This window comes from Paraburkholderia sp. PGU19 (assembly GCF_013426915.1).
Taxonomy (GTDB): Bacteria; Pseudomonadota; Gammaproteobacteria; order Burkholderiales; family Burkholderiaceae; genus Paraburkholderia.
The window spans coordinates 3,726,320-3,738,169 of record NZ_AP023179.1 but is presented as its reverse complement, the minus strand read 5'-3'; the positions used below and the strand labels follow the sequence as shown (position 1 = coordinate 3,738,169).

Genomic DNA, 11,850 nt, shown 5'->3' with positions numbered 1-11,850 from the left:
GCCGCGCTGTCCCGTGACGACGCCCGCGCGCTCGATCGACACCTTTTCTGTATTCCGTTTTCATGAAGCCCATTCGCTTGGTTTGCGGCACGCGTACCTCTTACGACGATTTCCCGCAGAAGACCGCACTCGGCCGTTCGCTCGCGCTGTTTCGCCATGCGACGCCGCCGCAACTGATGCTGTTCGAAAACAACCGGGCCGGTCTTTCGTCGATCTACAACTACGCAATCGAGCAGTCCCGCAACGACCCGGCCATCCTGGTCTTTCTGCACGACGATCTGCATCTGTGCGACTTCTACTGGATGGATCGTATTCGCGAAGCGGTGACGCAATTCGACATAGTCGGTCTTGCGGGCAACACGCGCCGCCTGCCGGGCCAGCCGTCGTGGTTCTTCAAGGACGCAGCCTTGACGCGTGATGAAGCGCAGTACCTGAGCGGCGTCGTCGGGCACGGCGAGGGCTTTCCGTGCGCGAACATGTCCATCTACGGGCCGCCCGGACGCGAATGCAAGCTGCTCGACGGCCTGCTTCTCGCCGCGGACAGTGAGCGCCTGATCGAAAGCGGCCTGATGTTCGACGAGCGCTTCGACTTTCATTTCTACGACCTCGACTTCTGCCGCCAGGCAGAGTCGCGAGGATTGCGCATGGGAACGTGGCCGATGAGCGTCGTTCACGAAAGCGGGGGATCGTTCGGCAGTCCGGCATGGCGCGGCGGCTACGAGCGCTATATGCAGAAGTACATGGGCGTGTAAGCACGCCGACGTCAGCGTCATACGAGGACCATCGATGCAAGCGCCAGCCGGTCACGAATCGTGCAAGAACGGCGACGTCCAAATGGACGGGACGGCGCACGCGCCTACGCCGTTGCACGCGTTCGATGCCGCCGCCGCGCTGCACGCCGCGTTCGCGCATCATCAGGCTGGGCGCGCGGGCGAAGCTGCCGACCTTTACAAACAGATTCTCCAGCACGACGGCCCGCACGCCGATGCGCTGCACTTCCTTGGCGTGCTCGTATGCGACGTGGGCAATGTGCCGGAGGGCATCGGATTGATCGAACAGTCGATCCAGTTGCGTCCAAACGCGATCTACCTGAACAACCTCGGCAACATGCGCGGGCGCGCGCGCAACCATCAGGGCGCACTTGACGCGTATCACGCGGCGCTCCTGCTCGCGCCCGGCTATGCTGAAGCGCACAGCAACCTCGGCCACACGCTGCGCGAGTTGGGCGACTCGGCGGCTGCGATCGTGTCCTGCAAGCAGGCGGTCAGGCTCAAGCCGGAACTGGCGCAAGGGTGGATCAATCTCGGCAATGCGCTGCTCGATCTCGGCAGCGACGAAGAGGCGCTCGACAGCTACATCAAGGCGCTTGCGCTGAACCCGAACGACGCGAACGCGCACAACAACGTCGGCAACATCCTGGAGAAGTACTGCCGCGCGGCGAGCGCCGCGGATGCTTATCGCCGCGCGCTCGCACTCGAACCGGGCCGTGCGTCGCTGCACAGCAATCTCGGCAACGTGCTACGCGATCAGGGCCTGCTCGAACAGGCGACGGTGAGTTACCGTCAGGCCATCGCTCTAGACCCCGGCTTCGCGCACGCGCATAGCAATCTGCTGCTGCTCCTCAACACGCGCCCAGACGTGACGTTGCAGGAGCAATGCGACGAAGCGCGCGCGTTCGGCCAGTCGCAGTCGGCGAAGGCGCAACGCTTCCAGCACACGGTCAATGCGCACGATGCCGCGAAGCCGCTGCGCGTCGGCTTCGTTTCCGGCGATCTGAACTCGCATCCCGTCGGCTTTTTCCTCGAGAGCGTGCTCGCTCATCTGGACCGCGCGCGCATCGAACCCGTCGCCTACGCGACGCGCAAGCGCGATGACGCGGTGTCGCAGCGCCTGATGCCGCAGTTCAGCGCGTGGAACGACGTCTCGCGCCTCGACGACAAAGCGTGCGCGCGCCGCATTCACGACGACGCGATCGATATTCTTGTGGACCTGTCGGGCCACACGAATCACAACCGCTTGCCCGTGTTCGCATGGAAGCCCGCGCCCGTGCAGGCCACGTGGCTCGGATACTTCGCCACCACCGGCCTCGCCGCGATCGACTACGTGATCGCCGACCGCTACGTGCTGCCGCACGACGAGGCATCGCAATTCGTCGAAGCGCCGTGGCATCTGCCCGACAGCTATCTGTGCTTCACGCCGCCGCCCTTCGATATCGAGGTCGGCCCGTTGCCCGCGAGCGCGAACGGCGCAATCACGTTCGGCTGCTTCAACCATCTGGTGAAGCTCAACGATGCAGTCGTCGCGTTGTGGTCGCGCGTGCTCGACGCCGTGCCCGATTCGCGTCTGTTGCTGAAGACACGCCAGCTCGACGACCCGGCCGTGCAGAAAGCCACGCTCGAACGTTTTGCCGCACGCGGCATTGACGGCGCGCGACTGGTGCTCGAAGGGCAGTCGCCGCGCCCCGAATTGCTCGCCGCGTACCGGCGTGTCGACATCGCGCTCGATCCGTTCCCGTATGCGGGCGGCACGACGAGCATCGAAGCGCTGTGGATGGGTGTACCCGTACTGACGCGCCGCGGTGGCCGCTTTCTGTCGCATGTTGGAGAAAGCATCGTGAACACGGCGGGCCTGCCCGAGTGGATCGCGAACGGCAACGAAGACTACGTCGCCAAAGCCGTGCACTTCAGCGCGCAGCGCGACGCATTGGCGTCGCTCAGAAGCACCTTGCGGGAACGCCTGCTCGCTTCGCCGCTGTGCGACGCACCGCGCTTCGCGGGCCATCTGGAAGACGCATTTCACGGCATGTGGGCGCGCCACGCCGCGTGCCAGCAGGCAGACAACGGGCAGTCCGCCCAACCGGATCGACATTCATCAGGAGACGCCCGCCAGCACGCGGAGCGCAATTTTGCATGACAGACTTCAATCAGAACCACAACGGCTCGTGGCAGCGCATTCCCGTGCCGGCCAACTTCGGCACGGCGCCGCAGCCGCAAGCGGCACCCGACGCGGCAGCCCAGGAGCGCATCGCGTCGATGCTGCAAGCCGCCGTCGCACATCACGAAGCCGAGCGCTTCGACGAAGCGGAGACGTTGTATCGCCAGATTCTCGCGGTCGACTCGAACCACGCGGACGCGATGCATCTGCTCGGCCTGATCGCGCACGAGTTCGGCCAGTACAAGACGGCCTGCGACCTCATCATGGCGGCCGTCACGCGCAATCCGCAGGCGTTCTACTTCTACAACCTCGGCAACGTGATGCAGTCGAACAACCGGCCTGCCGCCGCGGCCGAATGCTTCCGCCAGGCGCTCGTGCTGCAGCCGGAATATGTCGATGCGCACAACAACCTCGGTAATGCGCTGCGCGCGTTGAAGGATCATCACGGTGCCGTGCAGGCGTTCTGCCAGGCGATCAACCTGAAGCCCGATCACGCGGGCGCGTACAACAATCTGGCGAACACGCTGATGGAACTCGACGAGCTCGATGCCGCTATCGAAGCGTGGAGCACCGCGAGCGCGCTGCGTCCTGACTTCACGGAGCCGCGCAGCAATCTGCTGTTCGCACTGAACTACCGGCAGCAGACGACGCCGCAAGCGTATCTGGAAGAAGCGCTGCGCTTCGGCGACTCGGTGGAAGCGTCTGCAACGCCGTTCACGATGTGGCTGACCGATACGGGAACGCGGGCGGACCGTCCGCTGCGCGTCGGCATTGTGTCTGGCGATCTGAAGAAGCATCCCGTCGGCTATTTCATCGAAAGCGTGCTCGCGAATCTCGATGCGTCGCGCGTGCAACTGGTCGCCTATCCGACGCGCGACGTCGAAGACGAACTGACCGCCCGCATCAAGCCGTCCTTCTCTGCATGGACCAGCATCGCGGGTGTCCGCGATGAGGCGGCCGCGAAGCGCATTCGTGCCGACGCTATCGATATCCTGATCGACGCATCGGGCCACAGCACGTATAACCGTCTGCCGCTTTTCGCGTGGAAGCCCGCACCTGTGCAGGTCACGTGGCCTGGTTATTTCGCGAGCACGGGCGTGCGCGCGATCGACTACATCCTCGGCGACGCGCATGTGCTGCCCGAAGCGGACGAAGCGCATTTCGTCGAAAAGCCCTGGCGTCTGCCCGACAGCTATCTGTGCTTCACGCCGCCCGCCGTTCCCGTCGAAACCGGCACGCTGCCGATGCTCACGAACGGTCACATCACGTTCGGCTATTTCGGCAACGTGACGAAGGTCACGGATCATGTCGTCGGCGTGTGGTCGACACTGCTGCAAAAAGTGCCCGGCGCCACGCTGTTCCTCAAGTCCGGCCAGTTCGACGACGCGCACGTGCGCGATGCGTTCGTGCGCCGGTTCGCGATGCGTGGTGTTCCGGCGTCGCGGCTGATTATCGAAGATCGCTCGGCGCGCGACGCGTACCTCGCCGCCTATCGCCGTGTCGACATGATGCTCAGCCCGTTCCCGTACGGCGGCGGCACGACGACGGCCGAAGCATTCTGGATGGGTGTGCCCGTGCTGGTTCGCCAGGGCGATCGCTTCGTCACGCACATTGCGGAAACGATGTGCCACACGGCAGGCCTCGCCGACTGGATCGCCGCCGACGATGCCGCCTACGTCGACAAAGCCGTCGCCTTTGCCGCGGATCGCGAACGGCTGTCCGCGCTGCGCGGCAATCTGCGCGCGCAACTGCTCGCCTCGCCGCTGTGCGACGCGACGCGCTTCGCGCGCAATCTCGAAGCCGCGCTGCACGGCATGTGGGAGCAGCGCGTCGCGCAGGTCGCGGAGGCGGCGCAGTGAGCGCACAGTCGGTCCTGATTACGGGCGGCGCGGGGTTTCTCGGCTCGCATCTGTGTGACCGGCTGGTGGCAGCCGGTCACGACGTGATGTGCGTCGACAACTTTCACACAGGCAGCAAGGAGACCATTCACCACCTGATCGGCCAGGTGAATTTCGAAGTGATTCGCCATGACGTGTGGCTGCCGCTCTATGTCGAAGCGGACCGCGTGTTCAACATGGCGTGCCCGGCGAGCCCCGTGCATTACCAGAGCGATCCCGTATCGACGGTGAAGACGGCCGTGCTCGGCGCGATCAATATGCTCGGGCTCGCGAAGCGCTGCGGCGCGCGCATCCTGCAGGCCTCGACGAGCGAAGTCTACGGCGACGCGCAGCAGCATCCGCAGCCGGAAACGTATTGGGGCAATGTGAACCCGAACGGCCCGCGCGCGTGCTACGACGAAGGTAAGCGCTGCGCGGAAACGCTGTTCTTCGACTATCACCGCCAGCATGGCGTCGACATTCGCATCGCGCGGATCTTCAATACGTACGGCCCGCGCATGCGTCCCGACGATGGCCGCGTGGTCTCGAACTTCATCATGCAGGCGCTGCAGGGCGAGCCGATCACGCTATACGGAGACGGCAGCCAGACGCGCTCGTTTTGCTATGTCGACGATCTCGTCGAAGGCCTGATGCGCCTGATGGATCACGAAGGCGAGCCGGGGCCGTTCAACATCGGCAATCCGAGCGAAATCACGATCCGCGAACTGGCGGAAACAGTGCTGCGTCTGACAGGCTCTCGCTCGCGCATCGAATATCGGCCGCTGCCGTCGGACGACCCGGTGCAGCGGCGTCCCGACATCGCGAAGGCTCGCCAGCATCTCGACTGGGAGCCGGGTGTGATGCTCGAAGACGGTCTCAAGGAGACCATCGCGTACTTCAAAAAGGTAGTGAAGCAATGAGTTGCGATCTGATTGAAGCGGTTTGCCCCGTTTGCTCGAACACCGTCGCCGCGCGCTTTTTCCCGGCAGGCGAGCAGACTCTGGCAACGCTCGCGTGGCCCGGGTCGGCGGATGCCGCGCAAGCGCTGCCACGTCACGCGCAGGATTTCGTGCAATGCCCGTCGTGCACGCACGTATGGAATCACCGCTTCGAGTACGACGCCATTCCGTATCAAAGCAATCCGAACCGGATGTTCAACAACGGCAGCATCTGGAAAGGCCATCTCGCGGACACGCGCGATCTCGTGCTGTCGCGGCTGCCCGATGCGCCGAACGTCGTCGAGATCGGTTGCGGCGAAGGACACTTCGTGCGCGGACTCGCGGAGGCACGGCCGGGCGGCCGCTTCATCGGCTTTGATCCGAATGCGACGCCTGAGACGGGATTGGGCGTCGAGTTTCATCCACGCCTGTTCGAGCCGCTCGCGGATATGAAGGCGTTCGAGCCGGACGCCGTCGTGATTCGTCATGTGCTCGAGCATCTGACGGAACCGGCGCGGCTCATCGAAGCGCTGGCCTGGGGCGCAGTGTCGACGGGCAAGGAGAGCTGGCTGTTCGCCGAAGTGCCATGTATCGACCGCGTATTCGACACGCAGCGTCTCGCCGACTTCTTCTACGAGCACGTATCGCACTTCACGACGGAATCGTTCCGCGCGCTGATGTCGCGTGCCGGCGAAATCGTCACGCTCGATCACGGCTACGACGGCGAAGTCGTCTACGCGCTCGTGAAGCTGGCGGTGCCCGCGCATGCGCGCTCGCGCGCGGAAGCCGCGACGCGCTTTGCCGCGCGCACCGTGACGAGCCGCGCGACCATCGCGCAGCAGTTGTCGCAACTGAGCGCGTCGGGCAAACGCGTTGCCATCTGGGGCGGCACGGGCAAGGCGGCGGCGTTCATTCATCACTTCGGCGCGGATGCCGAGCGCTTTCCGCTCGTCGTCGATTCGGACCCGGGCAAGGTCGGCACCTTCGTGCCCGGCACGGGACAGCGGATCGAGTTCCGCGACGTGCTGAAGCAGACCGATGTCGACGTGATCGTGATTCCGACGCAATGGCGCGCCCGCGACATCATCGCCGAAATGACGCGCGAAGGCATCGCGACGAAGAGCGTGATGATCGAGCACGACGGCGGTCTCGTCGATTTCTTCGCGCAGTCGCATCCTTATTGAGCGAGACCGGGACGTTTGAATATGCACGACATTCCGAGTCTTTTGAACGCCGCGCTCGCCCACCATCAGGCGGGACGGCTCGCCGATGCGCAAGCGCTTTACGACGCCATTCTGCAAAGGGAGCCCGCGCAATCCGACGCGCTGCATTTCTCCGGGCTGCTGGCGTGCCAGACGAATCGCGTGGATGCGGGCATCGCGTTGATGCACGCGTCGATTGCCGCGAATCCGAATGCCGTCTACTACAACAACCTCGGCAACGTGTTGCTCGGACGCCGCCAACTCGGCGAAGCGATTGAAGGCTACCATCATGCCGTGACGCTGCGTCCCGATTACGCGGAAGCGCACAACAACCTCGGCAACGCGCTGCGCGCTGCGGGCGACGCCAACGCGTCGATGCTGAGTTGCGCGAAGGCGATCGAGTTGCGGCCCGGCTATGCGGAGGCCTACAACAATCTCGGCAACGCTCTGAGAGATCTCGGCGATCTAGACAACGCGGTGCTCGCGTACGGTAAGGCCGTGTCGTTCCGGCCCGACTACGCGGACGCGTTCAGCAATCTCGCGCGCGCACAGGCGGGGCGAGGCAACGCGGACGAGTCGATTGCCGCGTTCCGGCGTGCGATCGCGCTCGATCCGAACCGCGTAGACAGTCACGACAGTCTCGCGACGCTGTTGCACGCGAGCGGCGACGCGGACGCGGCCATCGCCGTGTTGCAACGCGCCGCGCAACTCGATCCCGCCGACGCCGCGCGTCATCGCAAGCTGGCGCAATGGCTGCGCGGTCGCGAGCGCTGGGACGAAGCGGCGCAAGCGCTGACGAGCGCAGTGCAGCTCGCACCCAAGGATGCGTCGGGTTATCTGGAACTGGGCGATACGTACGAGTGGGGCGACAAGCTCGACGCGGCGATGCTCTGTTACCAGACGGCGACCGAACTCGCACCGCGCGATGGGCACGCGCATCATCGGCTGGCTGTCGCGCTGCTCAAACAGCGCCGCGCCGATGAAGCGCTCAAGAGTGCGCAAAAGGCGGTCGAACTGGAACCGCATTCGGCTGTGCCGCATGTGAATCTCGGTGACGCGCTGAGCCTGCTCGGCGACGCGGATGGCTCGATTGCGAACTATCGACGCGGCATCGCGCTCGACGGTGAAATGGAACTCGCCCACACCCGGCTGCTTTTCGAACTCGCGACTCATGCGCCGACTTCGCCTTCCGTCACGCTGGCGGCGGCGCGTGAATTCGGTGCGCGCATGGCCGCGCGTGCGCGGCGCTGCGAACATCCGGCGCCGCGTAATGACGGACGCAAGCTGCGGATCGGTTTCGTGTCCGGCGATCTGCAACTACATCCCGTGGGAATTTTCATCGAATCGGTGATGGAGCGTTTCGCGGACGGCAGCTTCGATCTGATCGCCTATTCGACCCGCGCGAGCGAAGACGACATCACGGCTCGCCTGAAGCAGCGCTTCACCGCATGGCGCAGCTTCGTGAACGTGCCCGACGAACAGGCCGTGCAGATGATTCGCGACGATCACATCGACATACTCGTCGACCTGTCGGGCCACACGGTGCACAACCGTTTGCCCGTGTTCTCGTGGAAGCCCGCGCCTGTGCAGGTGAGCTGGCTCGGCTACTTCGGCACGACGGGGTTGAGCGAAATCGACTACGTGCTCGGCGATCCGTATGTGCTGCCCGTCGATGAAGAGTCGCATTACGTCGAGAAGACTTGGTGGCTGCCAGACAGCTACCTATGCTTCACGCCGCCGAGCGACGATGTGACAGTCGGTCCATTGCCGATGACGCTCAACGGCTACACGACGTTTGGCTATTTCGGCAAGCTCGGGAAGGTCACGCCGAACGTGATTGCCGAGTGGTCGCGCATTCTGCATGCCGTGCCGGGCGCTAAGCTGATGATGAAATCGCACCAGCTGGGCGCTGAGCACGCGCGGTGTTCAACGACAGAGAAATTCGCCGCGCAGGGCATCGACGCATCGCGTCTGGTTCTCGAAGGCGGCTCGCCGCGACACGAGTATCTCGCGTCGTACAACCGCGTTGACATCATGCTGAGTCCGTTTCCGTATCCTGGCGGCACCACGACGGCGGAAGCGCTGTGGATGGGCACGCCTGTCGTCGCGCTCAAGGGCGATCGGTTCGTCACGCATATCTGCGAGAGCGTGCTGTGCGCGGCGGGACTGTCCGAATGGATCGCGCTCGACGAAGGCCAATACCTCGCGCTAGCCCGTGCCTGGGCCGCGCAACCGGAACGGCTTGGCGCGTTGCGCGCAGGCTTGCGCGCGCAGACGCTCGCGTCGCCGCTGTGCGATGCACGGCGCTTCTCGAAGAATCTCAAAGCAGCATTCGAAGGCATGTGGGCGCAGTACGTCGCGCGGCACGCTGCATGACGCGAGGTGGGCGGCGCTTGCCTCGCCTCCGATGAACCAAAGGATCACAGTGGATCACGCTAACCTTCTCAACACGGCGCTTGCGCATCATCAAGCCGGGCGGCTCGCCGAAGCCAAGGCGATCTACGACGAGATCCTGCGCGTCAATCCCCGCCATTCGGATGCGCTGCATTTTCTCGGGCTGCTCGCCTGTCAGATTCAACAACATGACGCGGGCATCACGCTGATGCGCCAGTCGATCGCGATTCTGCCGAACGCGATCTACCACAACAACCTCGGCAACGCATTGCGCGAGCACGGTCAGCTGAAGCAGGCGATCGACAGTTATCGCGAGGCCGTGGCGCTCAATCCGGGTTACGCGGAAGCGCACAACAATCTCGGCAATGCGCTGCGCGAAGATCGTCAGCCAGATGCGGCGATGCGCAGCAGCGCGCAAGCCATCGAATTGCGGCCTGGTTACGCCGAAGCGTATAACAACCTCGGCAACGCGCTGAAGGATCTCGGCGAGGTCGATAGCGCGGTGCTCGCGTATCGCAAGGCGATCGCGTTCAGGCACGAGTACGCGGACGCGCACAACAACCTCGGCAACGCGCTGATGGAGCTCGGCAAGTACGACGAGGCGATCGACAGCTATCAGGCCGCGATTGCATTCGAACCGGACCGTGCGCTGTTTCATAACAGTCTCGGCACACTGCTGCTGGCGCGCGGCGATCTCGCAGGAGCCGCGGCGAGTCTGAAACGGTCGATCAAGCTAGATCCTGAGCAGCCCGGCGTGCACAACAATCTCGCCAACACGCTGCGCGATGCGGGCGAGCACGGGCCGGCCGCGCATCACTATTCGAAGGCGATGCAACTCGCACAGACTATCGTCGATTCTTATCAGGGCGGCGCGGCCACGGCATCTCGCATGACACTCGCCGAAGCCTACGCGACGCTCGGCAACGCGTGGTACGGGCTGGGCCGCTACGATGAGGCGATCGACAGCTATCAGCGTTCCGTCGGACTCACCGACGACGACGCCGAAGTTCATCACAATCTCGCGGTTGCGTATCTGAAAACGGAGCGTTCGGACGACGCGTTGCGTTATGCGCGCACGGCGCTCGCGCGCAAGGATGGTTCGGCCCGAATGCACATCAATCTCGGCGACGTGCTGCGGTCGCTGGGCGATCTGGAAGCGGCCGCGAGCAGCTATCGCAGCGCGATCGAGCGGTCGCCGGATGCCGACATCGCGCATACGGCGCTGCTGTTTTGCGAGGCGAGCATGTCGCAACGGCCGGTCGACGCGTATCTGGCCGATGCCGTCTATTTTGGTAAGCGGATCGCGGCGAACGTCACGCAGTTCATGCATCGGCGCGTGCCGCGCGGCAAGCGGCCGTTGCGCGTCGGCTTTGTTTCGGGCGACTTGCGCACGCATCCCGTCGGCATTTTCACCGAGAGCGTGCTGCGTCACATCGATCCGCTACGCGTCGGACTGATCGCCTATCCGACCAGCGACGTCGTCGACGACACGACACTGCGCCTCAGGCCACTATTCGACGCATGGACGCCGCTGTGGAAACTGTCGCGCGACGCGGCGGCGCAGCGCATCTTCGACGACGGCATCGATATCCTGCTCGACATGGCGGGCCACACCGCGTTCAACCGCCTGCCCGTGTTCGCGATGAAGCCGGCGCCCGTTCAGGTAACGTGGCTTGGCTTCTTTGCATCGACTGGCGTCGCGCAGATCGACTACATGCTCGGCGATCGCTACGTGCTGCCGCCTGAAGAAGCGCATCACTTCATCGAAAAGCCCTGGCATCTGCCCGACGGCTATCTGTGCATGACGCCGCCCGAGCACGACATCGCCGTCCGCCCGCTGCCGATGCAGTCGAACGGTTTCATCACCTTCGGCTATCTCGGCAAGCTCGCGAAGATGACGGACGAAGTGCTCGAACTGTGGGCGCGCGTGTTGCATCACGTGCCCGGTTCGCGCCTCCTCATCAAGGCGCATGAACTTGACAGGAAGCATGTCGCCGACGCGACCTGCGCGCGTTTCGCCGCGCGCGGCATCGACGCTTCACAACTCGTGCTCGAGGGCGGCTCCAGGCGCAAGGAATACCTGGAGACGTTCAATCGCATCGATATCGTGCTCAGTCCTTTCCCGTATCCGGGCGGCACGACGACGGCTGAAGCGCTATGGATGGGCGTGCCCGTCGTGGCGATGAAAGGCGACCGCTTCCTCGGCCATATCTGCGAGAGCGTGCTGCATTCGGCGGGGTTCGGCGAGTGGATCTGCGACGATCAGGCGGGTTACGTCGAAAAGGTCTGCGAACTGGCGTCCGACGTCGATGCGCTGGCGAACCTGCGCGCGGGAATGCGTGAGCAGGTGCTCGCATCGCCGATGTGCGATGCGCGCCGGTTCGCGCGCAACTTCGAGGATGCGCTCGACGGCATGTGGCGCGTGTACGAGCAAGACGTGAAGTAAATCCCGCTCTGGAATCTGCGATTGCGCCTGCGCGGCGTAGTCGCGGACATCACGCCTCG

The 11,850-nt window shown here is 64.2% G+C and carries 7 protein-coding genes; all 7 read left to right on the top strand.

The features are described 5' to 3' along the window. The first annotated feature begins 62 nt into the window (after window positions 1–62). Genes H1204_RS17085 through H1204_RS17055 form a run of 7 tightly spaced genes read left to right on the top strand, consistent with a single transcriptional unit; the run spans window position 63 to window position 11,791 of the window. A complete protein-coding gene (locus H1204_RS17085; RefSeq protein ID WP_180729206.1) occupies window positions 63–752 on the top strand; it encodes a glycosyltransferase in 690 nt (229 codons plus the stop codon). A 34-nt stretch (window positions 753–786) separates the two neighbouring features. Then, window positions 787–2,913, top strand: a complete 2,127-nt coding sequence (locus tag H1204_RS17080) for a tetratricopeptide repeat protein (RefSeq protein WP_180729205.1) — start codon at window positions 787–789, stop codon at window positions 2,911–2,913. Then, window positions 2,910–4,793, top strand: a complete 1,884-nt coding sequence (locus H1204_RS17075) for a tetratricopeptide repeat protein (RefSeq protein WP_180729204.1) — start codon at window positions 2,910–2,912, stop codon at window positions 4,791–4,793. The genes H1204_RS17080 and H1204_RS17075 overlap by 4 nt, the downstream gene beginning before the upstream one ends. Then, the gene (locus H1204_RS17070) at window positions 4,790–5,731 is read left to right on the top strand and encodes a UDP-glucuronic acid decarboxylase family protein (RefSeq protein WP_180729203.1); all 942 of its coding nucleotides are present in this window, start codon (window positions 4,790–4,792) and stop codon (window positions 5,729–5,731) included. Before H1204_RS17075 ends, H1204_RS17070 begins: the two co-directional genes overlap by 4 nt. Next, complete coding sequence (locus H1204_RS17065; RefSeq protein ID WP_180729202.1) at window positions 5,728–6,933, top strand: class I SAM-dependent methyltransferase; 1,206 nt, start codon at window positions 5,728–5,730, stop codon at window positions 6,931–6,933. The genes H1204_RS17070 and H1204_RS17065 overlap by 4 nt, the downstream gene beginning before the upstream one ends. A gap of 21 nt (window positions 6,934–6,954) precedes the next feature. Then, the gene (locus tag H1204_RS17060) at window positions 6,955–9,327 is read left to right on the top strand and encodes a tetratricopeptide repeat protein (protein WP_180729201.1); all 2,373 of its coding nucleotides are present in this window, start codon (window positions 6,955–6,957) and stop codon (window positions 9,325–9,327) included. A gap of 31 nt (window positions 9,328–9,358) precedes the next feature. Continuing rightward, window positions 9,359–11,791, top strand: a complete 2,433-nt coding sequence (locus tag H1204_RS17055) for a glycosyltransferase family 41 protein (protein WP_180729200.1) — start codon at window positions 9,359–9,361, stop codon at window positions 11,789–11,791. The last annotated feature ends 59 nt before the right edge of the window (window positions 11,792–11,850 follow it).

Bases quoted from the DNA above. Each gene is read 5' to 3' on its own strand.
- H1204_RS17080 (WP_180729205.1), top strand. From the start codon at position 787: ATGCAAGCGCCAGCCGGTCACGAATCGTGCAAGAACGGCGACGTCCAA.
- H1204_RS17085 (WP_180729206.1), top strand. From the start codon at position 63: ATGAAGCCCATTCGCTTGGTTTGCGGCACGCGTACCTCTTACGACGAT.
- H1204_RS17060 (WP_180729201.1), top strand. From the start codon at position 6,955: ATGCACGACATTCCGAGTCTTTTGAACGCCGCGCTCGCCCACCATCAG.
- H1204_RS17065 (WP_180729202.1), top strand. From the start codon at position 5,728: ATGAGTTGCGATCTGATTGAAGCGGTTTGCCCCGTTTGCTCGAACACC.
- H1204_RS17055 (WP_180729200.1), top strand. From the start codon at position 9,359: ATGAACCAAAGGATCACAGTGGATCACGCTAACCTTCTCAACACGGCG.
- H1204_RS17075 (WP_180729204.1), top strand. From the start codon at position 2,910: ATGACAGACTTCAATCAGAACCACAACGGCTCGTGGCAGCGCATTCCC.